Here is a 24,181-nt window from a genome sequence, read left to right on the forward strand (position 1 = left end):
CGTTCAGCCGCGAGCGAGGGCCGGGCGCCTTGCCGTCCAGAAGTCCGTCGGGCCCGCGGGCATTGAACCGCAGCACCCAGTCGCGCACGATCTGCAGCCCCACACCGCCGATCCGCGCCGCCGCACTCCGACTGCCGCCGTCATAAATCTCGGCCAGGGCCAACAGCCTCCGCGCCTGGTTCGCGCTCCTCGTCATCCGCGACAATCGTCGCAGCGCAGCGCCGTCAAAATCTTCCCGCAAGCCAATCGCTTTTCCCATGGCGCCGATCTCCAATGTCACAGCGCCATTGAGTCAGATTTCCGCAGCCTTGGGAATCCCCGTGAGTCAGAAATTATGCAGGTTGGTATTACCTGAGCACAGACCTCATCTGGTGTTTACAATATCGGTAGTGGCACCTCTCGGCATATTCGAGCAACCAGCGCCGTAAAGTTGATTGAAATCGGCTGCAGGCTAGCAACCACCCCTCAATGCCGCCCAAACAGCTTCTCGACGTCTTCCATGCTCAGCTTCACCCATGTCGGCCGTCCGTGATTGCACTGGCCTGACCGCGGGGTTGCCTCCATCTCGCGCAACAGCGCGTTCATTTCCGCCACGCTCAGCACCCGCCCTGCCCGCACCGATCCGTGGCAGGCCATGGTCGCCAGCACCAGTTCGAGCCGTTCGGCCAGCAGCAGCGCGCCGCTGTCTTCCTGGGCCCCGTGCTTGGCAATATCGTCGGCCAGATCGCGCAGCAGTTTCGCGCTGTCGGCCTTGGCAATCGCTGCCGGAACCGCGCGCACCAACATTGCTGCAATGCCGAAGCGTTCGATGACAAGGCCGTAACGCGCCAGCCCTTCGGCGGCGTCTTCCAACCGGTCACAATCGACCTCGTCCAGTTCAACCACATCGGGGACCAGCAGCACCTGTGAACGGCGGTTGGCCTCCCCTGCCCCGGCAGCGCGCAGGCGTTCGAGCACGAGCCGTTCATGCGCGGCGTGCTGATCGACCAGCACCAGCCCATCGGCGGATTCGGCGACGATATAGGTGTTCGCCACCTGCCCGCGCGCGATGCCGAGGGGGTATTGCGCCGCCTGGTCCGGCAAGGGCGCAGCTTCCTCGGCGCGGCCTTGCGGTGAGGCTGCGACCGGCGCATTCCAATCGGCACGCGCGTCGCCAAGACGCGCGTGCGGGGCCGTCCAGTCGCGACCCGAAAAAATGCTGGCGAGTGCCGCTGGAGGCGGTGCGAGGGAAGAAACCGGCTCTGCCTGCCACCGCGCCATCGCCCCGCGATCCGGCCCCTGCGCAGACCGGCGATCCCCCGTCGCCAGCGCCTGCCGCAGACCCGAAACGATGAACCCGCGCACGCCCGCACTGTCGCGGAAGCGCACCTCGGTCTTGGCCGGGTGCACGTTCACGTCGACATCTTGCGGCGGCAGGTCGAGGAAGAGCGCCAGCACTGCGTGGCGATCGCGCGCCAGCATGTCGGCATAGGCCCCGCGCACCGCCCCCACCAGCAGCCGGTCTTTCACCGGGCGGCCATTGACGAACAGATACTGGTGATCGGCCACGCCGCGATTATAGGTCGGCAGGCCTGCGATCCCGGTCAGCTGCATCGTGCCGTGGGGCGTATCGAGCGTGAGTGCGATGGGAACCGAATTGTCCTTCAATTCATGCGCGATGATCCGCGCCACGCGGGTCGCCAGCTCCTCGCCCGCCTGCAGGCTGAGCACCGTGCGCCTGAACTCTTTGCCGCCCGCGTCGCCAACCGTCTCCAGCGTAAAGCCCACATCCGCCCGCGCCATCGCGAGCCGCCGCACCACGTCAAGGCAGGCGGCATATTCGCTGCGCGCGGTGCGCAGGAACTTGCGGCGCGCGGGCACCTTGTCGAACAATTCCTCCACCCGCACCCGCGTGCCGGGCGGCAGCGCCGCCGGTTCATCCGTCAGCACCGCCCCATGATCGATCACCCGCCGCCAGCCTTCAGCGGCGCCCGTCTCGCGGCTTTCGATGGTCAGGCGCGCAACGCTGGCGATGGAGGGCAAGGCCTCGCCGCGAAAGCCCAGCGTGGTGACCAGTTCGATCGCGCCATCCGGGCCGATCAGCGAATCGGGCAGTTTCGATGTGGCGTGCCGTTCCAGCGCCAAAGCCATCGCCTCGGGCCCCATGCCGCAGCCGTCATCGACTACCTCGATCCGCTGCAAACCGCCGTCTGCCAGCGTCACGCCGATTCGCCGCGCGCCTGCATCAATCGCGTTTTCGATCAGTTCTTTCAGCGCTGCAGCCGGGCGTTCAACCACCTCGCCCGCGGCAATGCGGTTCACCAAGGCGGACGGGAGGCGGCGGATTTCGGGCATTTGTCGCACGCTAGCGGGCAGTGGTCGCAAATTCGAGGGCAAGTGCGCAGAAATCACCAAACGCGTGGACAATTATTTTGGCGTTTTGCGCAGGGATTCGCTAGGCGCGTGAGGTCATGTCATAACCGGGTCGAAATCCGCGCAGCCGTGCCCCATATCCGGTCTGCGCATCCCGCCCCGCCACCACTGGAAAACCAACCGAAATGAGCTTCCTGTCCAATCTCTTCAAGTTCGGCTCGCAGAATATGGCGATCGATCTCGGGACCGCCAACACCCTTGTCTATGTGCAGGATCAGGGGATTGTCCTCAACGAACCCTCGGTGGTCGCAATCGAGACGATCAACGGGATCAAGCGGGTCAAGGCCGTGGGCGATGATGCCAAGATGATGATGGGCAAGACCCCCGACAGCATCGAGGCGATCCGGCCCTTGCGTGACGGCGTGATCGCCGACATCGAAATCGCCGAGGAAATGATCAAGCATTTCATCCGCAAGGTGAATGGCAAGCGCAACCTGTTCCGCTATCCCGAAATCGTGATCTGCGTGCCTTCGGGGTCGACCTCGGTGGAAAAGCGCGCAATCCGGGATGCAGCGTCCAACGCGGGCGCATCGCAAGTGCACCTGATCCTTGAACCCATGGCGGCAGCCATCGGCGCGGACATGCCGGTGACCGAACCGGTTGGCAGCATGGTGGTGGATATCGGCGGCGGCACCACCGAAGTTGCCGTACTGAGCCTTCGCGGGCTGGCCTACACCACCTCGGTCCGCACCGGGGGCGACAAGATGGACGAAGCCATCGTCAGCTATGTCCGCCGCCACCACAACCTGTTGATCGGCGATGCCACGGCGGAACGGATCAAGAAGCATTACGGCATCGCCATGGTGCCTGAAGACGGGATCGGCGAAATCATCACGCTCAAGGGCCGAGACCTGGTGAACGGCGTGCCCAAGGAAATCACGATCAATCAGGCACATGTTGCCGAAGCCTTGTCCGAACCGATCGGCGCGATTGTCGAAGGCGTGCGGATCGCGCTGGAAAACACCGCGCCCGAACTCGCCGCCGATATCGTCGACCAGGGCATCGTGCTGACGGGCGGCGGCGCGCTGATCCGGCGGCTGGATGAACACCTGCGCGAAGAAACCGGCCTGCCGGTCTCGGTCGCGGAAGATCCGCTGACCTGCGTTGCGCTTGGCACCGGCCGCGCCATGGAAGATCCGATCTATCGCGGCGTGCTGATGACGGCGTAAGGCGCCCCAGCTTGAGCCGGAGGATCTGGCAGAAGGGACTATAAGCCATGGCTCCGCCATCATCGCGACGGTCAGGCTTCTCGAAGAAGGCACAATTCTCGCTGTTCACCGGCTACCTGCTGGCCGGCGCGGGGGCGTTGCTGGGCTTCGCGTTGCTGCTGTTGTCGCTATGGCAGCCTGCTGCCTTTGCGCCCGTGCGCGGGGTAGCGAGCGATGCAGTGGCACCAGCAGGAGAAGTCACCGCCGCGGCTCGCTCCGGCAGCCAGGGCCTGTTCGATGGCATCACGGGCTATTTGCGCATCGGACGCCAGAACGCTGCCTTGCGTGAAGAGGTCGAACTGGCGCGCATCCGGCTTGCCGAAGCCGATGCGATCGCGGCGGAAAACCGCAGGCTCAAATCGCTGCTGGCGCTGGAGGAAGGCGAGGCGACACCCGTGGCAACCGCGCGGCTGGTCGGTTCGACTGCGACCAGCGGCCGACGCATGGCCTTTCTTGGCGTCGGACGCAGCGATGGTGTTGTTCCGGGAATGCCGGTCGTCTCGGAACGCGGGGTGATTGGCAGGGTGCTGGAAACAGGGCGCAACTCGGCCCGGGTGCTGTTGCTGACCGACAGCGAAAGCGTGCTGCCGGTGCGCCGCGCCAAGGATGACGTGGTCGCCTTTGCAGAAGGCCGCGGCGATGGCCTGCTGCGAGTGCGGCTGATCAATCTCGGTATCAACCCGCTTGAAGTGGGCGATCTGATGGTGACCAGCGGCGCTGGCGGCTATTACCGCTCAGGCGTGGCGGTGGCGCTGATTACGAAAATCACCCCTGATGGGGGCATGGCGCGGCTGCTGGCCGAACCTTCCGCCACCAATTATGTGGTGGTCGAGCCGATTTACCAGCCTGACGCGGTGCGCGCGCTGCGCAGACCGCGCGATCCGCTTGACCCCGCACCGGAAACGTCGCCGCAGCCGGGCGGGAACGCTTCCGAACAGGACGGCGAGTGATGGAGCGGCTCAACCCGCGGGCGCGTTCCGACCATTATGGCAGCCGCATCAACCGCACCCAGTCACCCCTGCGCGCTGGCAGCGTGCCCTATCTTTCGATCATGCTCGGCTCGCTTGTGCCGGTGCTGCTGATCGCCGACGTGATGCCGTTGCTGCCGCCGCTCGGCTTTCTGACGCTGCTCGCGTGGCGGCTGATGCGTCCCGGCCTGTTGCCGTTGTGGGCCGGAGCGCCGCTGGGAGCCTTCGACGATCTCGTCAGCGGACAGCCGTTCGGCAGCGCGGTGCTGCTGTGGTCGCTCGCCATGATCGGCATCGAACTGATCGAGGCGCGCTTTCCCTGGCGCGGCTTCTGGCAGGATTGGTTCACCGCCGCGCTGGTCGCCATATTGTACTGGTTTGCGGCCTTGCTGGTATCGGGGGGCGAGCTCACGTCGGAACTGCTGGTGGTCGCCTTGCCACAGGTCTTGCTGTCCGTGCTGCTCTACCCGATACTGGCACGCATGGTGGCCAGTCTGGACCGATTCCGGCTCGCCCGGGCACGGAGGATCGGGTGAAATCGTTCCTCTCCGGCGGGAAGCGCCCACGGCGCCCCGCCAGAATCCTCAACGCCTCGATCCTGCGCAGTTCCTTCGAACGGCGGGCGGTGCTGATCGGCACGGTTCAGGGCGGCATCGGCGTGCTGCTGGCCGCGCGCATGGGCTATCTCGCGATTGCCGAGAACGAGAAATACCGCCTCGAATCCGAAAGCAACCGGGTCAATCTTACCCTGATCCCGCCGCGCCGGGGATGGATCCTTGATCGCAATGGCGCCCCGCTAGCATCGAACCGGGCCGATTTCCGGGTCGACATCATTCCCGAACGGCTGGCCGATCCCGAAGGGACAATTGATCGGCTGGGCGAATTGCTGGGCCTTGCCGCCACGCGCATTGCCGATATCAAGGACAAGGTCGCCCAGTCGCGCGGGTTTCAGCCGGTCGAGGTGGCCAGCGGGCTTGAATATGAACAATTCGCCGCGTTGAGCGTGCGCCTGCCCGATCTGCAAGGGGTGGTGCCGCAGCGCGGGTTTTCGCGCTTCTACCCCACCGCCTCCAGCGTCGGCCACCTGATCGGCTATGTCGGCCCCGCTTCGGCCGAGGAATTTGAAAAAGACCCCAATCCGCTGCTCATCACGCCGGGTTACAAGATCGGCAAGGACGGGCTTGAAAAACAGTTCGAAAAGGAATTGCGCGGCATCCCGGGCGCGCGGCGGGTTGAGGTTACCGCACGCGGGCGGATCGTGCGCGATCTGGAAACCCGCGAGGATATTCAGGGCGCGCCCGTTCGCCTGTCCATCGATGGCCCGTTGCAGGATTACGCCGCGCGCCGCATCGGGCTGGAAAGCGGATCGGTGGTGGTGATGGACTGCCTCACCGGCGACCTCTTGTGCATGGCCTCGATGCCCAGCTTCGATCCCAATTCCTTTTCCGACGGGATCGGCAGTGTCGAATATGCGATGCTGCGCGACGATGAACGCGTGCCGCTGCGCAACAAGGTTCTCAAAGGCCTCTATCCCCCCGGCTCCACGGTCAAGCCGATGGTGTCGATGGCGCTGATGCAGCAGGGCGTCGACCCTGAGGAAACCGTATATTGCGGCGGCGGATTGCGCGTCGGCAACCGCGTGTTCGGCTGCTGGAACCGGCGCGGCCACGGCGCGGTCAACATGGCCAAGGGCATCTATCAAAGCTGCGATGTCTATTTCTATGCGATGGCGCAGCGCGTCGGCATGGACCCGATCGCGGCGATGGCGCGGCGCTGCGGAATGGGGCAGGAATTCCCCCTCCCCGTCACCAGCCAGTTCTATGGCACCGTCCCCGACCCGGCGTGGAAAATGAACAAGTGGGGCCGCGAATGGCAGACCTTCGACACGGTCAATGCCACCATCGGGCAGGGTTACATGCTATCGAGCCCGCTGCAATTGGCGGTCATGGCTTCGCGCCTTGCAACCGGCCGCCACGTGATGCCGCGCCTCACACTCGACACCAAGCCCAAGGGCTTCGACACCATCGATTTTCCCGCCGATCAGGTCGAATATGTCCGGCAGGCGATGAGCGACGTGGTCAATGGCCCCGGCACCGCCGGACGCGCACGGCTGCCAATTGATGGTGTCCAGATCGCGGGCAAGACGGGCACGGCGCAGGTCGTCTCGCTCAGCATTTCCAACGGCAAGACCGGCCCATGGAAATATCGCGACCACGGCTTGTTCATCTTCTTCGCCCCCTATGACAACCCGCGCTATGCCGGGGCGGTGGTGATCGAGCATGGCGGCGGATCGGGCGCCGCCTATCCGATTGCCCGCGATGTCACGACCTTCCTGTTCGACCCGGCCAAGGGGCTGGAGGCACTTGCCGCGCTGGAAAAACAGTGGGGCGGCACCGCGCAGCAACGGCTCGAAACGCGCTATGCTGCCTATGCTGCCGAGCGCGGGGCCGAAGTGCGCCGCCCGCCGCGCCGCGACGAGGAGATCTTCGACCGGGTCGAGGCCGAAGCCCGCGTCGCCGCCGAGCAATCGGAGGCGATTGCCGATGATGCAATCGCCCCGCGGCCAGAAGCCAATCCCTCAGGCACGCCGCCGGTATCACCGCCTTCGGAATTGCCGGATGCGCCTGCGCAATCCCCAGCACCGCCTGCGCCAGAGCCAGCGGCTACGGCTGCGCCTGCCGCCGCGTCCGCCCCCTTGTCCGAGGGAGGCGTTGCAGAATGAACACCGTGACCGTTTCGGGAATTGTTCCTGAACCCATTGCCCGCCAGCCCTGGGAAATGCTGATCCCGCTTTTCGCGCTGGTCGGTTTTGGTGCGGCGGTGCTCTATTCGGCTGCTGGCGGGGCGATGGTGCCCTTTGCGACGTCGCATCTGCTGCGTTTTGGCGCCTTCATGATCATGGCCATGATCATCACCGCCTTCCCGCGCGACCTCGTGCGGATGCTGACCTATCCCGCCTATATCATCGTGCTGCTGATGCTGATCGCGGTCGAAGCAATGGGGGCATTGCGGGGGGGCAGCCAGCGCTGGCTCGATCTGGGCTTCATGGTGCTCCAGCCTTCGGAGCTGATGAAGCCGACCATCGTGGTGACGCTGGCGATGTTCTATTACAGCCTGCCGGTGGGCATGACCAATACCTGGCGCGCGCTGCTGATCCCCGGCGCGCTGGTGGCGATGCCGATGGGCCTAGTGCTGCTGCAGCCCGATCTCGGCACTGCTTTGGCGATCGGGTTCGGCGGGGCGATGGTGATGCTGCTGGCGGGTCTGCCGCTGCGCTGGTTCATCGCCGGCGGCGCGGCGGGAATGGTGATCGCACCGCTCGCCTTTTTTTACGGGCTCAAGGAATATCAACAGCGCCGGGTGCTGACGATGTTCGATCCCGAAGCCGATCCGCTGGGCGCAGGCTACCACATCACCCAGTCGAAGATCGCGATCGGATCGGGCGGGATTTTCGGCAAGGGCTTCAACGAAGGGTCGCAAAGCCACCTCAACTACCTGCCAGAACCGCACACGGACTTCGTGTTTGCCACCATGGCCGAGGAATGGGGCTTTGCCGGCGGGCTGTTCGTGCTGGCCGCCTTTGCCATCATCCTGCGCTGGGGGTGGAAGGTGGCGCAGGATTCGGATGATCGCTTTGCCAGCCTGCTGGCGGCAGGGATGGTGGTGACGATCTTCTTCTATGTCGCGGTCAACCTGCTGATGGTGATGGGCATGGCGCCGGTGGTCGGCATCCCGCTGCCGTGGATGAGCCATGGCGGATCGTCGATGCTGACCAACATGATCTGCATCGGGGTACTGATGATGGTCAACCGCTGGAACCAGAACGCCCCGCGGCGCGGACTGGCGGGCTGAAGCAGGCGTTTCCCGCGATTATCCCCTTGTCATCGGCGCTGGCCGCGCTAAATGCAGCGCCTCACGCGAATCGAGCGGCATTTTGGCACTCGCATTCGCTGTCCGGCCCCCATGCGGGGAACGTCGGAATGGACGCATAGCTCAGTTGGTAGAGCAGCTGACTCTTAATCAGCGGGTCCTAGGTTCGAGCCCTAGTGCGTCCACCAAAGTTCTCAACGACTTAGGTGCAAAGATACACCCCTCCCAAGAGGCTGTCGAGAGCCACGTAATCGCCACGTAATCAACGGGTTTCGTAGGCTGGCGTAGAGGCTTGATTTCGATGTGCGGGAGGACGCTTCCTCCCTGGTCGAAGCCGCTGCGCGTCTTCTTCACACCCACCTCAGCGGGGACACCCCGCAACGCCCCGAAATGAGGAGCGGGGCTGCTGACGCGCTCTGTCCCGCAGGGCTGCCTGCCCTGCTCCTGAGGGCGCGGTGTCTGACGCATGGGGCCCCGCACGCACTCTGATCCGGCGGACATCGTCCGAAGCGCAGGCCGGGAAAGCCGCCAGGCCCCGGCTCTCCGCCTGCGCAAGCGATGGCACGATGCTCCGCCTCTTTCAGGGTGCGGCTTTTTACCATGGCGATCTCGCTGGTCGCTCGTGCAACTACAAGGCTTGAGAGTTGAGAGTGAGAGTTTGGCGGGCTTCGCCGTGACGGATTGAGGGTCGAGAGAAAGGCTCCCGGCCAGCCGTCATGGAGATTTCCCATGGATATGCAGGTTCTCGATACGCGCCGCGACTCGAAGCGCTATACAACAACCGAAGACAATGCACGGTTACCTACGCTCCACCGGGCTTATGAGCGGTGTGACAATACAATGAGTTCGCCAAACGCTCGCCTAGCCTGGAATGACGGTTTGGTTGGCATCTATTTCACAGCGGCGGGATCGATAGCCAAAAAAAATACGTTTTTGGAAATGGTACTTTGGATGTCCGCTCATACTTCGGGGCGCAGCCAGATCGTCAGGCAGCCTCAATACCACGTGCTTCGAAGGCCACGCCGAGTATTTTGCTGACCACCCTAAAGATCGCCGCGAGATTGTCCATGCTGGGATTGCCCCTTTCCGAGAGCATCCGGTGCAGGCTCTTGCTCGGCTTATTGGTTTGAGTTGCAAGATCCTCGAACCCAACCGAGGCATTGACGAGATCGCGCAGGATCAGGCGTGCAACATGTGGCTCGCCATTGAGGAAGGCGGTCGCGGCTTCGTCGAGCATCGCTTTGGCAAAGGAAGGATCGCGCGCAGCCCGCCCCTTCACCGTTTCCTTGAAATCGCGTGTCAGCGCCACTTTGCCTAATTCCTTGTCTTCTTCGCCTCGGCCTTCCGGCCCTTGTATTCATCGAGCAATGCGCCCGCCTGCCTGATATCCGCTTGCTGCCGCTTCTTGCCCCCGCCCACGAACAGGATGATCAACTGATCGCCTTCCTTTGTCAGATAGAGCCGATATCCCGGGCCCCAATCGATCCGATACTCGCCAAGTCCCCCGCCAATCCATTTGACGTTCGATAGATTGCCCAGTTCCATGCGGATAATGGCGGTTGCCACCTTGGCCGCAGCCTGGACATCGAGATCGTCAAACCAGCTCCGAAACGGGCATGTGCCATCCTCGCCGGACATATTCTTGCACAATCATAATACATGTTCTTGCACAATCATAATACATGGGTATTGTATATGTTACCATTGGTCAATCGGCCTGATGCAGGCACAGCGGTGTTACGCAGCATTTCCTGCAATCGTGCATCCCAATCCGCCAGTGCAGCACGCTTTTCGGGGTCATATCGATAGCGGTTGTAAATGCCCGCCACCCCTGCCCTCGTCCCGCTGATATGATTGAGTACGGCCTCGGTCACCTCGATCGGAATACCAAGCGCTTGGAGATTGGTTGCACCCGTCCTGCGGATATCGTGGAACCGCCAATCAGGGATCACGACCGGCGAGGGTTCTGGGCTGAAATGGCCAAGCCGCTCGGTCATGATGCGAAGCATGTGCGCGTCGAGCGCGAACGGCGATAGTGGGACGACATGGGCCTCGTCATTCTTGGCGCGCTCGGCAGGAAGGGGCCAGGTCTGGGCGTCGAAGTCGATCTCGCTCCAATCCATTTCGGCAACCTCCTGCCGCCGCTGCATCGTCAGGATCAGCAGGCGCACATCCGCTGCTCCGACCTCCAGGGCCTCGTCGCCCTAGGCACGCCCCCTTGCAATCACATTTTGCTGTGATAGTGCAGACCTATGAGCACATCACCTATCACACGCGTTCGCGAACTGGTCACATCGGGCGGCATGACCCGCGCTGGTCTTGCCCGGGCTGCCGGTCTCCACGCCAACACCTTGCGCGATTGCGCCGAGGTCAGCTGGAACCCGACGGCTGAAACCCTCGCCAAGCTTGAGGCCTTTCTGGATGCCAATGATGATCGCCCGGTGCTCGCCAGCATCGACGAGATCATCGACGAGGCGCGCAACGGACGGATGTATATCCTGGTCGATGACGAGGACCGCGAAAACGAAGGCGATCTTATCATTCCGGCGCAAATGGCGACCCCGCAAGCCATCAACTTCATGGCCACCCATGGCCGCGGCCTGATCTGCCTCGCGCTGGCCAAGGACCGGGTCGACACCCTCGGCCTGCAACCGATGAGCCGCAACAACAAGGAATCGATGCAGACCGCCTTCACCATCTCGATCGAGGCCAAGGAAGGCGTGACCACCGGCATTTCCGCGGCTGACCGCGCGCGCACCATTTCGGTCGCGATTGACGCCACCAAGAGCGCAGACGATCTGGTCACCCCCGGCCACGTCTTCCCGCTGATGGCGCGCGATGGCGGGACACTGGTGCGCGCCGGCCATACCGAGGCCGCGGTCGACATCTCGCGCCTTGCCGGACTCAACCCTTCGGGCGTGATCTGCGAGATCATGAACGAGGACGGCACCATGGCCCGGCTTGATGATCTGGTGACCTTCGCGAGGCGGCACGACCTCAAGATCGGCACGATCCGCGACCTCATCGCCTACCGGATGCGCAATGATCATCTGGTCGAGCGGCTGAACGAGCGCAGCTTCGAAAGCGATTATGGTGGCCAGTGGCGGATGATCACCTATCGCAACCGGGTCGAAGGCAACGAGGCCTATGTCCTGCAAAAAGGCCATGTCATCCCCGGCGAGCCCACCCTCGCCCGCGTCCATCCGATTTCGGTGTTCGACGATGTGCTGGGCCAACCCGGCCCGCGCAAGCGCACGCTGCAACGCGCGATGCAAGCGATTGGCGAGCATGGATCGGGCGTGATCGTGATCCTGACCGGGCGCGTCGGCACCGGTGAATGGCGTCCGGACGAGGAATTGCGCAATATCGGCATCGGCTCCCAGATACTGGTCGATCTGGGCGTATCGGACATGGTGCTGCTGTCAAACAGCCGCCCCGATCTGGTCGCGCTTGAGGGCTATGGCCTGACCATTACCAGCTTTCACCCCATTCCGGAGTAACCCAATGGCCCGCATCCTGATTGTCGAAGCGCGTTTCTACGCCCATCTCAACGACATGCTGATCGCCGGCGCGCGCGCCGCGCTGGCAGCGGAGGGGCACGAAGCCGAGGTGCTGACTGTGCCCGGCGCGCTGGAAATCCCCGGCGCCATCGCGCTCGCGGCTGAAAGCGACCAATATGATGGCTTTGTCGCGATCGGAGTCGTCATTCGCGGCGAGACCTATCACTTCGAGATCGTCGCCGGCGAGAGCGCACGCGCGATCATGGCATTGACGATGGACGGCATCGCCATCGGCAACGGCATCCTGACGGTCGAAAACGAGGATCAGGCGCTGGTGCGCGCGGATCCGGGGCAGAAGGACAAGGGCGGCGAGGCGGCAAAAGCGGCGCTGGCACTGCACGCGCTGCAGCACCGTTTCGGGCGTTGACTGGCGGAGACAAAGCCGTTCCATTTTGACACCCGACCGCAATTAGGTAGTTTCCCTGTGTAGATTTCCGTAGGCCGTTAACGCGATATCCGATCAGCTTCTGCTGTTGCTCGCCGGTCGCACGGGTTAGCAGCTTCGTGCAGCCAGCTTCGGGATTTAACCTTGGAAAACGCTACCCCACCGGCATTGGATCTTTCCAACTTGTCTTGCATCATCGGAACGCTCGAACAGCAGCTTGCCGAACTTGACCGGATGGGTTTGCATATTGGTGCGGCTCATCTGGATGCGTCAATCCAGCAATTGCGGCTTGAACTGGCCGATGCCACGTCCGCTCCCGAGACATTCCAGCCAGACCCAGGCCGACCAGAGGCGTAGGAAATTTCCTAAGTAAAAATAAATACATACGTATTTACCCTTAAAGCCAAAACCCCTACGCGTGGTTAGATCCCATAAGTGGCACAGCGTAGATTCACGATCGAGCAGAGCTTGGTACAGGAGCGGAAAGGTGATTGAAGCGTCATCCGGCGCCGAAATACCGAATGCTGATGATGCAGCTCCACTGCAATCATCGGACTTACATCCGCTTGCCGAAGAGCTGGTGGCGATCGCGGCGAGATTGCGTGAGTTGTCAGAAGACGCACAGCCCGGCTCACCCGGCATGAAAGCTGCATCGGGCGGCACGCCTCGCAGCAGGCATCGCTATCTCTGGATCGCCCGGCAGGCCTACGCCCTGCGGCGCAAACGCGCTGCCATCTTCGGCAATCCCGAATTGTTTGGCGAACCCGCATGGGACATCCTGCTGGACCTGTATATTGCCCATGTCGAAGGCAAGCCGGTTTCTGTATCCAGCGCCTGCATCGGATCGGCCGCCCCCGCCACAACCGGGCTGCGCTGGCTTGGCGTGCTCGCGGATGAAGGGTTTGTTGTGCGAGAAAGCGACGCGGAAGATCAACGCCGCGTGCTGGTGCGGCTCACCCCCGCCGGCGTTACAGCAATGGAACGGTTCTTCGACGCGGTGGGTGCCGAACCCTAGATCAATGAGCCGAAGCAGCCCTTCCCGGCATAGAACGCACTGTCTGCCAGTTCTTCTTCGATGCGGATCAACTGGTTGTACTTGGCAAGCCGATCCGACCGCGCGAGCGATCCGGTCTTGATCTGCCCGCAATTGGTGGCAACCGCGAGATCGGCGATGGTCGCATCCTCGGTCTCGCCCGAACGGTGGCTCATCACGCAGGTGTAGCGCGCGCGGTGCGCCATATCGACCGCGGCCAGCGTTTCGGTCAGCGTGCCGATCTGGTTGACCTTGACCAGCAGCGAATTGGCCAGCCCCTTGGCTATCCCGTCGGACAGGCGTGCGGGGTTGGTGACGAACAGATCATCACCCACCAGTTGCACATTATGGCCGATCTTCGCGGTAAGTGCCGCCCAGCCTGCAAAATCATCCTCGCTCATCCCGTCCTCGATCGAGCGGATGGGGTAATCGGCGCAGAGCTTGGCAAGGTAATCGGCCATTTCTTCGCCCGACAGACTCAACCCCTCGCCCGAAATTTCGTATTTGCCGTTTTTGAAGAACTCGGTCGCGGCGCAATCCAGCGCTAGCACGATGTCCTCGCCCGGGGTGAAGCCCGCCTTGGCAATCGATTCCATGATGAAATCGAGCGCCGCGCGGGTGCTGGCAAGATCGGGCGCAAAGCCGCCTTCATCGCCAACACTGGTGGCCAGACCCTTTTGCGCGAGGCCTTTCTTCAAAGTGTGGAACACCTCTGCGCCCCACCGCACAGCTTCGGCGATGCTGTCAGCGCCAACCGGCATGATCATGAATTCCTGAATGTCGATCGGGTTGTCGGCATGTTCGCCGCCGTTGATGATGTTCATCATCGGCACCGGCAGCACATGGGCCGATACCCCGCCAAGATAGGAATAGAGCGGCAGCCCGCGCGCATTGGCCGCCGCCTTGGCCACAGCAAGACTGGTGCCGAGGATCGCGTTCGCGCCCAGTCGCGCCTTGTTGGGCGTATCGTCGAGCGCGATCAGCGACAGATCAATGTCGCGCTGGTCCTCGGCATCGAAATTGTCGATCAGCAGATTGCGGATCTCGTTGTTGACTGCGTCAACCGCCCCCAGCACGCCTTTGCCAAGGTAGCGCGCCGGATCGCCATCGCGCAGCTCAACCGCCTCATGCGCGCCGGTCGACGCGCCCGATGGCACCGCCGCACGGCCAAAGCTGCCGTCTTCCAGCAACACATCGACCTCGACAGTGGGGTTTCCGCGGCTGTCCAGAATCTCGCGGCCGTGCAGGTCGATGATGGCAGTCATGTTTGGCTCCGGCAGGAATGTGTTGTAGGATGGTAAGACACTTTCGATGGCATGATTCTGGCTTATTGACTCAGTCGCACGCCTTTCACCGTCGTCCCTATGCGCGGGAAGTCTCCGGCGCAAGCGGGCGCGGCGCCCATGCCCGGACACTTTGCAAACAAGGACCAACGTCATGGCAGACACAACCACCAAGAAGACCCCGGCCAAGTCCGCAAAGGGCGCCACCACCAGAAGCAGCAGCCCGGCCAAGGCCGCATCGCGCAAGACCGGCGCGACATCGCGCGGCGCGGATGCCGCGCCCGCAGCGCCTGCTGGCCACACGGCCGAAGCCAAGAGCCGCTTCAACGCTGCGCTTGAAGAAGCAAAGGCCGGGGCCGCAGCCCTGCGCGCCGAAGCGGGAACCCGGGTCGAAACCTATGGCGAACAGGCCAAGGCCAAAAGCGGCGATCTGGTGAGCGAGGCAAAAACCTACGGCGATCAGGCCATGGGCAAGGCAGGCGAACTGGCGGTCGAGGGCAAGAAGGTGACAAGCGACGCGATTGCATCACTCGGCAAGGTCGTAGGCGAAAGCGCGCAGCAGATCGACGAGCGGCTGGGCGAGCAATATGGCGATTATGCCCGCAAGGCATCACGCAGCTTGGCTGAAACATCGGCCCGGATTGAAGCCAAGAGCGTTGACGAGATCAGCGATGATGCACGCGAATTTGTGCGCAAAAGCCCCGGTGTGGCGGTGGGAATTGCAGCCGTGGTCGGCTTTTTCATCGCGCGGATGCTGGGCGGCAAGCGCGACTGATCGGGCCTGAGACCCTGACCCTTGCAGGACCCGCCAATGGAGGACACTGAACACGGCCATCCCGAGCCGCCGGTCGATGCGGCCGGCGCGTGCGACGGCGCGACCGATAGCGGTTTCGCCGCCGCCGAGGACGCGCTTGCCGCGCTGCGCGAGGAAATCACCGTCCTGGCAGAAGATGCGCGCACCTATGCCGAGGCCGAGATTGCCTTTCAGAAAACCCGCGCGGCCATCGCTGGCAAGACCGCTGGCCGCGCGCTGGTGCTGCTGGTGCTGGCGCTGGTGCTGCTGCACATCGCGCTGATCGCGCTGGCGGTGGGCGCGGTGATTGCGCTGGCACCGCTGGTCACGATCTGGGGCGCAATTGCGATCGTGGTCGGGGTGATGCTTGTGGGTGTGGCAGGGCTGGTGCTGGCCGCGCGCAAGGATGCAGGTCTGCTCGCCGTGCTGTTCGGCAATGGCGGGGGTGACAGCGCATGACCGCCCTGCCCCCCCGCTTCATCGAGGATCGCGCCTTGCGCGATGCCGCCCGCGCGGTGCTGGAGGATGACGTCGCCCGCCTGCGCGCCAGCCTGGGCGAACAGGGCGTGGCGAGCCGCGTTTCATCCAGCGTCGGTTCCACCATCACCTCGCGCGTCCGCAATGGAGCAGGTGACGTGCTTGAACAGGCCCGTCAGCGTGCCGGCGACAATCCCGGCGTGCTCGCCTTGCTGATGGGTGCGATTATGCTGTGGCTGATGCGCGGGCCGATCTTGGCGCTGATCGATACGGATGATGGCGACGATATGATCGAGGAAAATACCGGTGAGGACGGGCCACGCGAAAACGCCGAAGCGCCCGCCGCCGAAGGAGAAACACCATGAATGACAAGGCCGCACTTACCACCATCGACAAACGCGATGCCCTGCGCGCAAAGATCGAGGCGAGCGAGCGCCGCAATGCCGAGCGAACGCTGGCCGATCAGGCGCGCGAGGCGGCGGAGGCAGCGACCGAATATACCCGCGCTCACCCGTTGACCGTGATCGGCGGCGCGGTGGTGATCGGCCTGCTGGTCGGCCTTGCCACCCGTCCGGGACGGCGCGTTGCCACCCGGGCTGCTGGCGCCGTCGGCACCGCAGCCTCGGGCGCAGCGAGCAGCGCAGCCGCCGGGGTCAAGGGCGTGGCCGCGCGCGGCGGGACGCAACTCGGCACGCTGATCGGCGATGCGGCGCTAGCCTGGATCATGAAGCTGGTGGACGAATTGCTCGAAACCGCGCGCGCCGGGCAGGACAAGGTCGAAGATCTTGGCGACGATGCCGGGTCCGCCGCCCGCCGCGTCCGCCGCGATGCAACCCAAGTGGTCGAAGCCGCCACCGACAGCGCCCGCCACACGGCCCGCAAGGCAAGGCGCAAGGCCACCCGCGCCGTGCGTGACACAGTCAGCAAAATCAAAAGCTGACACAGGCTTGCCCTTGCCGCGAGAGCCGCTAAAGCCCCGCGCATCCTTTCTCCCCAGGGACAAGCAACATGGCAGAAACCACCCCCACCCAGCGGCTCCATCTCGTGATGGGTGGCCGCGTCAAGGATCCGCGCGGGATTGAATTCCAGGACCCGGAAAGCATCCACGTCGTCGGCGTTTACAGCTCCTACGAATCCGCCGCCGATGCGTGGCGCGCACAGGCACAGCGCACGGTCGATGATGCCGAGATGAAATATGTCGTGGTGCACATCCACAAGCTGCTGACCCCGGAAGAATAGGGCGCTTGCGCGTGGCCGGCGTCATCCGCCTGATGCGCGAAGATGATGCCGGAGCACTCGCGGTGCTGACCGGGGCGGCGATCCGCACGACCGGCGCGCGCGCCTATGCACCTGCGCAGGTCGCCGCGTGGGTCGCACGCCATCCGGGGCCGGAGCGGTTCGTTGCCAGCGCGGCCAAGGGGGACATCATCCTTGTCGCAACCGATGCGGCCGATGAACCAGTGGCCTATGTGCTGCTGGAGCCCGGTGGCCATATCGACATGCTCTATTGCCACCCCGATCACACGGGACGCGGGCTGGCCCGGCAATTGCTGGCCGAGGCCGAAACGCGTTCACTGGCGGCAGGCATGACCCGGCTGTTCACCGAAGCGAGCGAACTGGCCCGCCCGGTATTCGCCCGCGCCGGCTTTCGGCTGGTTCAGCGCAACGATTTCACGGTGGCTCACGCGGGACGGAACGTCGCGATCCACAATTACGCGATGAACAAGCCGCTGTCCTGATCCGGCGCTGCGCCGCGAACAACGCCCCAGCGTCAGATGAACTCGATCTTGTCGACGAGGTAGAACTTCTCGCCCGAAGGCACCGTCACCTCGATCTCGTCACCCACCTGCTTGCCGATCAGCGCGCGGGCCAGCGGCGAGTTGTAGGAAATGCGGCCCCGACCGACATCGGCCTCGGTCTGGCCAACGATCTGGTAACGCACCGGCTTGTCGCTTTCATCAAGCAGGGTCACGGTCGCGCCAAAGATGATCTTGTCACCCGACAGCGTGGTCGGATCGATGATCTGCGCGCGGCTGACCATGCCTTCGATATCGCCGATCATGGCTTCGACCTGACCCTGCCGTTCCTTGGCAGCGTGATATTCGGCATTTTCCGAAAGGTCGCCGTGGGCGCGCGCCTCCTCGATTGCCTCGACGATCCTCGGGCGCTCCTCGCGCAGCACCTTGAGGTCGGCGGTCAGCCGCTCGTAACCTTCGGCCAGCATCGGGACCTTTTCCATGGTTGCCATCGCCTTTGTCTCTTCCTGTGTGCTCTTGGCCCTGCCCGGCAAAAAATAAACCCATTGGTGGAAGACCGCATTTTACGAAAACGCGGCCACGACGGATCAGAATGTCGGGGAGGGCGAGGTCAGTCAGACATCATAATAGTCCTGCAATGACCGGACTTCAAGCTGCTCCGGCCCGACCGTGGCAATTGCCGCCGCCGCCGCCACCGAAGCAGTGGCGGTGGTGTAGTAGGGCACCTTGCCCGCCAGCGCCGCCTGACGGATCGATTTGCTGTCCATCAGCGACTGCCAGCCTTCGGTGCTGTTGAAGATCAGCGCGATGTCGCCATCGATGATCCGGTCGACGATGTGCGGCTGGCCTTCGGCGACCTTGTTGACCCGTTCCACGGCAAGGCCCTGTTCGGCCAGCCAGGTTTGCGTGCCGCCGGTGGCGATGGCGGTAAAGCCATGCTCGATCAGGCGCCGCACCGCCGGCAGGATTGCCGGCTTGTCGGTATCCTTGACCGAAACGAACAGCGTGCCCGCGCGCGGCAGGTTCATGCCCGCCCCGATCTGCGACTTGAGGAAGGCCGCCTCGAAGCTTTCATCAATGCCCATCACTTCGCCGGTCGATTTCATTTCCGGGCTCAGCACCGGGTCACAGCCGGGGAAGCGGGCAAAGGGGAACACCGCTTCTTTCACCGACATGTAGGGCAGATCACGCTTGAACGGCTCGAAGCTCGACAGCGGCTCGCCCGCCATGACGCGCGCGGCGATCTTGGCCACTGGCTGCCCGGTCGCCTTGGCGACGAACGGCACGGTGCGGCTGGCGCGCGGGTTGACCTCGATCAGGAAGACGACCCCATCCTTCACCGCGAACTGCACATTCATCAGCCCCTTCACGCCGAGCGCAAAGGCCAGCGCTTCGGTCTGTCGCTCCATTTCGGCGATGATTTCGGCGGGCAGAGAATAGGGCGGCAGGGTGCAGGCAGAATCACCCGAATGGACCCCGGCTTCCTCGATATGCTGCATCACGGCGGCCACCCGCACTTCGGTGCCATCGCACACCGCATCGACATCGCATTCGATCGCATCGCGCAGATATTGATCGATCAGCACCGGACTGTCGCCCGACACATTGACCGCGGTGGCGATGTAATCATCGAGCTGCGCTTCGGAATCGACGATCTCCATCGCCCGTCCGCCCAGCACATAGGACGGGCGCAGCAGCACCGGATAACCGATACGGGCGGCCACCGCCGCTGCCTCGTCACGGCTGCGGGCAATCCCGTTTTCGGGCTGCTGGAGCTTCAGCTTGGCTACCAGCTTGGCAAAGCGTTCGCGGTCTTCGGCAAGATCGATCGCGTCGGGCGAGGTGCCGAGAATGGGGATGCCCGCATCCTCGAGCGCCTGCGCCAGCTTGAGCGGCGTCTGCCCGCCGAACTGCACGATCACGCCCACAAGCTCGCCGCTCTGCTGTTCCACCCGCAGGATTTCGAGCACGTCTTCAGCCGTCAGCGGCTCGAAATAAAGCCGGTCGGAGGTGTCGTAATCGGTCGAGACGGTTTCCGGGTTGCAGTTGACCATGATCGTCTCGAAGGCCGGGCCATGCCATTCCTCACCCAGCGCGAAACAGGCATGGACGCAGCAGTAATCGAACTCGATCCCCTGCCCGATCCGGTTCGGCCCGCCGCCGAGGATGACGATCTTGCGCCGGTCGGACGGATTGGCCTCGCATTCAGGCCCAAAAGAACCGGAAACGCCAAAGCTGGGGGCTTCATAGGTCGAATACATATAGGGCGTGATCGCCTCGAACTCGGCGGCGCAGCTATCGATCCGCTTGAACACCGGGAAGACGCCGAGCTTGTGGCGCAGCGCCCTCACCTCGTCCTCACTGGTGGCCCCGGCCATGGCGACCAGTGCATCATGCAGCAGGCCAGACCGCTTGGCCTGCGTCTCGCCCATACCGCCCGCCACGCCGACAGAGCGCACCGCCAGCGTGGCGAGCCGCCGGTCGGAAAAGCCCATCGCCTTCAACCGCCGCAGCCCTTGCGCATCGCGTGGCAGCCCATCCTTCTGCACCTCGCGCTCGGCAGCGATGATGGCCTCGATCTGGCGCAGGAACCACGGATCGTAGAAGGTGACCGCGGCGATGTCCTCCAACGTAAGCCCCTCGCGGAAGGCCTGCCCGACCTTCAGCAACCGATCAGGCGTGCGGCGCGACAGGGCGGCATTGATGACATCGCGGCTTGCACCCTCCAGCTCGGGCACGCGGTTGAAGCCATCAAGGCCCGTCTCCAGCCCGCGCAGCGCCTTCTGCATCGATTCGGCGAAATTGCGGCCGATCGCCATGACCTCGCCGACCGATTTCATCGCGGTCGAAAGGTCATTGGCCGCGCCCTTGAACTTCTCGAAGGCAAAGCGCGGGATCTTGGTAACGACGTAATCGATGGTGGGTTCGAAACTGGCAGGTGTCGCCCCGGTGATTTCGTTGGTCAGTTCGTCCAGCGTATATCCTACCGCCAGTTTCGCCGCGACGCGGGCGATGGGGAAGCCGGTCGCCTTGGATGCCAGCGCGGAAGACCGCGACACGCGCGGGTTCATCTCGATCACTATCAACCGGCCATCCTTGGGATTGACCGCGAACTGGACGTTGGAACCCCCTGTTTCGACACCGATTTCGCGCAGGCAAGCAATGCTCGCATTGCGCATGATCTGGTATTCCTTGTCGGTCAGCGTCAGCGCCGGAGCGACGGTGATGGAGTCCCCGGTGTGCACGCCCATCGGATCGACGTTTTCGATGGCGCAGATGATGATCGCGTTATCCTTGCGGTCGCGCACCACCTCCATCTCGAACTCTTTCCACCCGAGCAGCGATTCCTCGATCAGCACTTCGGTGGTGGGCGAGGCATCGAGGCCTTCGCGCACGATCTGGTCGAATTCCGCCTTGTTGTAAGCGATCCCGCCGCCCGTGCCGCCAAGCGTGAAGCTGGGGCGGATGATCGAGGGCAAGCCCGTGCGCTCAAGGATCACACGCGCTTCTTCGAGCGTGTTGGCGATGCCCGACCGCGCGCTTTCGAGGCCGATGCCGGTCATCGCATCGCGGAAACGCATCCGGTTTTCCGCCTTGTCGATGGCGTCGGCCTTGGCCCCGATCATCTCCACGCCGTATTTCGCCAGCGTGCCATCGGCATCCAGCGCCAGCGCGCAGTTCAGCGCCGTCTGCCCGCCCATGGTGGGCAGCAACGCATCGGGCCGTTCCCTGGCGATGATCTTGGCGACGATATCGGGCGTGATCGGCTCGATATAGGTCGCGTCGGCGAATTCCGGATCGGTCATGATCGTCGCCGGGTTGGAATTGACAAGGATGACGCGGTAGCCCTCCTCCTTCAACGCCTTGATCGCCTGCGTGCCGGAATAATCGAACTCGCACGCCTGCCCGATGATGATAGGGCCAGCGCCAATGACGAGGATCGAGGAAATGTCGGTTCTTTTGGGCATTATTGAGCACTCGGCAAAGAAGGAAGCTGGCCGGAATTGATCCAATTCCAAATGCTTTGATCCTGAGCGCCACCCATATTGTGGGGTTCAACTTCACTCAAAATGAATGGAGCACCATTCAGCATTGCCCGGAATGACGGGGCCAAGGTGTGAATCCCGACTTCAGATTTGAAGATACAGGTTCCAGCAAACGGAAAATACCAGTTAATTATATATCTGTTATTTCTGACAATTTCTTGGACTTGGTTAGGTGAAATCTTGGGATCGAAGGGATCATGAGAAAGGGAAAATGTCCTCACTGCACATCTCCTGCGTCCAATTTTGGATTTTCAATCAATATCGGCTGACTGGAGACTTCAGCCTCGACCACTCCATCATCGGATTTATAGCCAATACGTCCGACAATCTGCCGTTCAATAAGATACCGTTCAGATTGAAGCCGGTCGGGATCTTTTTTCATCCAGAAGTCATAAGCTCTGATCGAGTAGGCAATCGGCACGAAGGCAAGAACAGCGAAAAAATACTGCATTGGCCCATCACTCATGGCCGCCGCGCCAATTGCGAATGGAGTGGTCAGACCGGAAATCCAGAGCATCGGGTTCATGGCACTTTTTGTGGCCACTTGGCGCGTTGTCTCAGCAATTCGGTCTATCTGCGGAAACATCACAGCCCCCCCACAAACTTCGAGAACAGGTAGAATGAATCCTGCGGCCCCGGCGATGCCTCAGGGTGATACTGCACCGCGAAGGCCCGTTTGCCCTTGATCGCAATCCCGCAATTCGTCCCGTCGAACAGCGAAACATGGGTCTGCTCGACATTCTCCGGCAGCGTGTCGACATCCACCGCGAAGCCGTGGTTCATCGAGGTGATCTCGACCAGCCCAGACGTCTCCCCCCAGCCCTCGCCCACGCGCTGCACCGGATGGTTCGCGCCGCGGTGGCCCTGGTGCATCTTGATCGTCTTCGCGCCCGCGGCCAGTGCGAGGAGCTGGTGCCCCAGACAGATGCCGAACAGCGGCACGTCGGCCTCCAGCAGCGCGGCGATTACCGGCACCGCGTATTCCCCCGTAGCCGCCGGATCGCCGGGGCCGTTGGAGAGGAACACGCCATCAGGAGCCAGCGCCATGATCTCGTCAAACGAGGTTTTCACAGGCACCACCGTCACCCGCGCGCCGGCCTTCACCAGATTGCGGAAGATATTGTCCTTCGCGCCGTAATCCACCGCGACCACATGCGGGGTCGCGTCACGCGCGGCGCGGCCGTAACCATGGCCGAGCCGCCAATATCCGCCCTCCCAGCTTTCCTGACTGTCGCGGGTGACGCGGATGGCCAGATCCATCCCCTCCAGCCCGGCCCAGCCCTGCGCGCGCGCTATCAAGGCAGGAATGTCGAACTTGCCGTCCGGCGCATGGGCGATCACCGCATTGGGCGCGCCCGATTGGCGGATGCGGCGGGTGAGCGCGCGGGTATCGACGCCCGAAAGACCGATCTTGCCCGCCTTTGCCATCCATTCGACAAAGCGTTCCGTGCTGCGGAAATTGCTCGGCTCGGTCACGTCCTCGCGCACCACGCAGCCAACCGCGCCTTCGACCCGGCTTTCGAAATCTTCCGGATTCGCGCCGACATTGCCGATATGCGGGAAGGTGAAGGTGACGATCTGCGCAGCGTAGCTGGGATCGGTCATCACCTCCTGATAGCCGGTCATCGCGGTGTTGAAGCACACCTCGCCCACCGCAGAGCCAACCGCACCGAACCCGCGGCCCCAGATCACCGTGCCATCGGCCAGGACAAGGCAACCGGTCGCGCCGGAAGGTTGCGCGCGGAAAGATGCGGGGTCGGCCATGGGGCGCTCCGTTGCAGATAAAGCCAGCGATGTTGCTAAGTTTCGTCCGCTAGGCTCCATGGCCCCGCGCGTCAACCTAGGCTTGGGCCGATAATTGCGTTAGAGGCGCGCGCCAAAGTTCCATCCACAGGAAACACGTCATGATCCGTGATGATATCAAATCCGCCACCATCACCGCAATGAAAGCGGGCGAAAAAGACCGCACCGCCGCGCTCCGCCAGATCAGCGCCAAGATCAAGGACCGCGATATCGAGGAACGGACCTCGGCAAAGGCGATTCCGGACGATGAACTGGTGGTCAGCGTGCTCCAGAAGATGGCCAAGCAGCGCCGCGAATCGATTGAGATGTATGACGCTGGCGGGCGCGCAGAACTGGCGGCGGTGGAACGCGCCGAACTCACCGTGATCGAGGAATTCCTGCCGCAAATGCTGAGCGAGGCGGAAACGGTCGCCGCAATCGAAGCGATCAAGGCGGAAACCGGCGCGTCCAGCATGAAGGACATGGGCACGGTGATGGGAGAACTGAAGGCCCGCCATGGCGCGGTGCTTGACGGCAAGCTGGCGAGCACGCTGGTCAAGGCGGCGCTTTCGTAAGTCACAGACACATCCACAGGGGACGCTTGAAC

The 24,181-nt window shown here is 63.1% G+C and carries 26 protein-coding genes and 1 tRNA gene; 17 read left to right on the forward strand and 10 right to left on the reverse strand.

Annotated features, from left to right (window positions below):
- Both BUA05_RS01280 and mutL read right to left on the reverse strand, forming a co-directional pair.
- On the reverse strand, positions 1 to 259 hold a 259-nt coding region (locus tag BUA05_RS01280; protein WP_245790049.1), incomplete at its 3' end, for a helix-turn-helix domain-containing protein.
- 206 nt (positions 260 to 465) lie between these two features.
- The gene (gene mutL / locus BUA05_RS01285) at positions 466 to 2,334 is read right to left on the reverse strand and encodes a DNA mismatch repair endonuclease MutL (protein WP_072672874.1); all 1,869 of its coding nucleotides are present in this window, start codon (positions 2,332 to 2,334) and stop codon (positions 466 to 468) included.
- A 203-nt stretch (positions 2,335 to 2,537) separates the two neighbouring features.
- Between mutL and BUA05_RS01290 the strand changes: the two genes are divergently transcribed.
- The 6 genes from BUA05_RS01290 (at position 2,538) to BUA05_RS01315 (ending at position 8,646) form a co-directional block, all read left to right on the forward strand.
- Entirely contained in the window at positions 2,538 to 3,581 is a 1,044-nt protein-coding gene (locus tag BUA05_RS01290) for a rod shape-determining protein (RefSeq protein WP_072672875.1), read from the forward strand.
- A gap of 47 nt (positions 3,582 to 3,628) precedes the next feature.
- Positions 3,629 to 4,570 (forward strand): rod shape-determining protein MreC, encoded by a 942-nt coding sequence (locus BUA05_RS01295; RefSeq protein ID WP_072672876.1) that lies wholly within the window; start codon positions 3,629 to 3,631, stop codon positions 4,568 to 4,570.
- A complete protein-coding gene (locus BUA05_RS01300) occupies positions 4,570 to 5,124 on the forward strand; it encodes a rod shape-determining protein MreD (RefSeq protein ID WP_072672877.1) in 555 nt (184 codons plus the stop codon). The genes BUA05_RS01295 and BUA05_RS01300 overlap by 1 nt, the downstream gene beginning before the upstream one ends.
- A complete protein-coding gene (gene mrdA / locus BUA05_RS01305; protein ID WP_072672878.1) occupies positions 5,121 to 7,310 on the forward strand; it encodes a penicillin-binding protein 2 in 2,190 nt (729 codons plus the stop codon). The genes BUA05_RS01300 and mrdA overlap by 4 nt, the downstream gene beginning before the upstream one ends.
- Positions 7,307 to 8,440, forward strand: coding sequence for a rod shape-determining protein RodA (gene rodA / locus BUA05_RS01310; RefSeq protein ID WP_072672879.1), 1,134 nt, complete (start codon positions 7,307 to 7,309; stop codon positions 8,438 to 8,440). Before mrdA ends, rodA begins: the two co-directional genes overlap by 4 nt.
- A 130-nt stretch (positions 8,441 to 8,570) precedes the next feature.
- Positions 8,571 to 8,646: transfer RNA gene (locus BUA05_RS01315), tRNA-Lys, on the forward strand.
- Positions 8,647 to 9,443: 797 nt separating this feature from the next.
- On the opposite strand, the gene BUA05_RS01320 is transcribed toward BUA05_RS01315, so the two are convergent.
- The 3 genes from BUA05_RS01320 to BUA05_RS01330 are packed head-to-tail and all read right to left on the reverse strand — an operon-like array spanning position 9,444 to position 10,629.
- Positions 9,444 to 9,767 carry a helix-turn-helix domain-containing transcriptional regulator gene (locus tag BUA05_RS01320; RefSeq protein WP_072672880.1) on the reverse strand — a complete coding sequence of 108 codons (324 nt, stop codon included), beginning with the start codon at positions 9,765 to 9,767 and terminating at the stop codon, positions 9,444 to 9,446.
- A gap of 5 nt (positions 9,768 to 9,772) precedes the next feature.
- Complete coding sequence (locus tag BUA05_RS01325; RefSeq protein WP_072672881.1) at positions 9,773 to 10,096, reverse strand: type II toxin-antitoxin system RelE/ParE family toxin; 324 nt, start codon at positions 10,094 to 10,096, stop codon at positions 9,773 to 9,775.
- A gap of 35 nt (positions 10,097 to 10,131) precedes the next feature.
- Positions 10,132 to 10,629, reverse strand: coding sequence for a tyrosine-type recombinase/integrase (locus BUA05_RS01330; protein ID WP_072672882.1), 498 nt, complete (start codon positions 10,627 to 10,629; stop codon positions 10,132 to 10,134).
- An 81-nt stretch (positions 10,630 to 10,710) separates the two neighbouring features.
- Between BUA05_RS01330 and ribB the strand changes: the two genes are divergently transcribed.
- The 4 genes from ribB to BUA05_RS01345 all read left to right on the forward strand — a co-directional run bounded on the left by ribB (position 10,711) and on the right by BUA05_RS01345 (position 13,418).
- Positions 10,711 to 11,958, forward strand: a complete 1,248-nt coding sequence (ribB, locus tag BUA05_RS01335; protein ID WP_072672883.1) for a 3,4-dihydroxy-2-butanone-4-phosphate synthase — start codon at positions 10,711 to 10,713, stop codon at positions 11,956 to 11,958.
- A gap of 4 nt (positions 11,959 to 11,962) precedes the next feature.
- Complete coding sequence (gene ribH, locus BUA05_RS01340; protein ID WP_072672884.1) at positions 11,963 to 12,385, forward strand: 6,7-dimethyl-8-ribityllumazine synthase; 423 nt, start codon at positions 11,963 to 11,965, stop codon at positions 12,383 to 12,385.
- A 162-nt stretch (positions 12,386 to 12,547) separates the two neighbouring features.
- A complete protein-coding gene (locus tag BUA05_RS14655; RefSeq protein WP_143736636.1) occupies positions 12,548 to 12,760 on the forward strand; it encodes a hypothetical protein in 213 nt (70 codons plus the stop codon).
- A gap of 241 nt (positions 12,761 to 13,001) precedes the next feature.
- Positions 13,002 to 13,418, forward strand: coding sequence for a MarR family winged helix-turn-helix transcriptional regulator (locus BUA05_RS01345; RefSeq protein ID WP_245790039.1), 417 nt, complete (start codon positions 13,002 to 13,004; stop codon positions 13,416 to 13,418).
- Here BUA05_RS01345 and eno read toward each other — a convergent pair.
- Positions 13,415 to 14,701, reverse strand: coding sequence for a phosphopyruvate hydratase (gene eno, locus BUA05_RS01350; protein ID WP_072672885.1), 1,287 nt, complete (start codon positions 14,699 to 14,701; stop codon positions 13,415 to 13,417). The two genes, BUA05_RS01345 and eno, sit on opposite strands and share 4 nt — an antisense overlap.
- A gap of 172 nt (positions 14,702 to 14,873) precedes the next feature.
- On the opposite strand from eno, the gene BUA05_RS01355 reads away from it, so the two are divergent.
- From BUA05_RS01355 to BUA05_RS01380, 6 genes are all read left to right on the forward strand, one after another.
- Complete coding sequence (locus BUA05_RS01355; protein ID WP_072672886.1) at positions 14,874 to 15,494, forward strand: dehydroquinate synthase/iron-containing alcohol dehydrogenase family protein; 621 nt, start codon at positions 14,874 to 14,876, stop codon at positions 15,492 to 15,494.
- Positions 15,495 to 15,530: 36 nt separating this feature from the next.
- Positions 15,531 to 15,971, forward strand: a complete 441-nt coding sequence (locus BUA05_RS01360; protein WP_084662404.1) for a phage holin family protein — start codon at positions 15,531 to 15,533, stop codon at positions 15,969 to 15,971.
- Positions 15,968 to 16,354 carry a hypothetical protein gene (locus BUA05_RS01365; protein ID WP_072672887.1) on the forward strand — a complete coding sequence of 129 codons (387 nt, stop codon included), beginning with the start codon at positions 15,968 to 15,970 and terminating at the stop codon, positions 16,352 to 16,354. The genes BUA05_RS01360 and BUA05_RS01365 overlap by 4 nt, the downstream gene beginning before the upstream one ends.
- Complete coding sequence (locus BUA05_RS01370) at positions 16,351 to 16,929, forward strand: hypothetical protein (protein ID WP_072672888.1); 579 nt, start codon at positions 16,351 to 16,353, stop codon at positions 16,927 to 16,929. Before BUA05_RS01365 ends, BUA05_RS01370 begins: the two co-directional genes overlap by 4 nt.
- A 68-nt stretch (positions 16,930 to 16,997) precedes the next feature.
- Positions 16,998 to 17,228, forward strand: coding sequence for a DUF4170 domain-containing protein (locus tag BUA05_RS01375; RefSeq protein WP_072672889.1), 231 nt, complete (start codon positions 16,998 to 17,000; stop codon positions 17,226 to 17,228).
- Positions 17,229 to 17,239: 11 nt separating this feature from the next.
- A complete protein-coding gene (locus tag BUA05_RS01380; RefSeq protein WP_072672890.1) occupies positions 17,240 to 17,728 on the forward strand; it encodes a GNAT family N-acetyltransferase in 489 nt (162 codons plus the stop codon).
- Between the two features lie 32 nt (positions 17,729 to 17,760).
- Here the strand turns inward: BUA05_RS01380 and greA are convergent, their stop codons facing one another.
- From greA to carA, 4 genes are all read right to left on the reverse strand, one after another.
- The gene (greA, locus tag BUA05_RS01385; protein WP_072672891.1) at positions 17,761 to 18,237 is read right to left on the reverse strand and encodes a transcription elongation factor GreA; all 477 of its coding nucleotides are present in this window, start codon (positions 18,235 to 18,237) and stop codon (positions 17,761 to 17,763) included.
- A gap of 123 nt (positions 18,238 to 18,360) precedes the next feature.
- Entirely contained in the window at positions 18,361 to 21,714 is a 3,354-nt protein-coding gene (gene carB, locus BUA05_RS01390; protein ID WP_072672892.1) for a carbamoyl-phosphate synthase large subunit, read from the reverse strand.
- A gap of 295 nt (positions 21,715 to 22,009) precedes the next feature.
- On the reverse strand, positions 22,010 to 22,318 hold the full coding sequence (locus BUA05_RS01395) for a hypothetical protein (RefSeq protein WP_143150227.1): 309 nt from the start codon (positions 22,316 to 22,318) through the stop codon (positions 22,010 to 22,012).
- Between the two features lie 59 nt (positions 22,319 to 22,377).
- Positions 22,378 to 23,556, reverse strand: coding sequence for a glutamine-hydrolyzing carbamoyl-phosphate synthase small subunit (carA, locus tag BUA05_RS01400; RefSeq protein ID WP_072672894.1), 1,179 nt, complete (start codon positions 23,554 to 23,556; stop codon positions 22,378 to 22,380).
- A 140-nt stretch (positions 23,557 to 23,696) separates the two neighbouring features.
- Between carA and BUA05_RS01405 the strand changes: the two genes are divergently transcribed.
- Positions 23,697 to 24,149, forward strand: coding sequence for a GatB/YqeY domain-containing protein (locus BUA05_RS01405; protein ID WP_072672895.1), 453 nt, complete (start codon positions 23,697 to 23,699; stop codon positions 24,147 to 24,149).
- Positions 24,150 to 24,181 lie beyond the last annotated feature (32 nt).

Source organism: Erythrobacter sanguineus, from assembly GCF_900143235.1.
GTDB classification, from domain to species: Bacteria; Pseudomonadota; Alphaproteobacteria; order Sphingomonadales; family Sphingomonadaceae; genus Erythrobacter; species Erythrobacter sanguineus.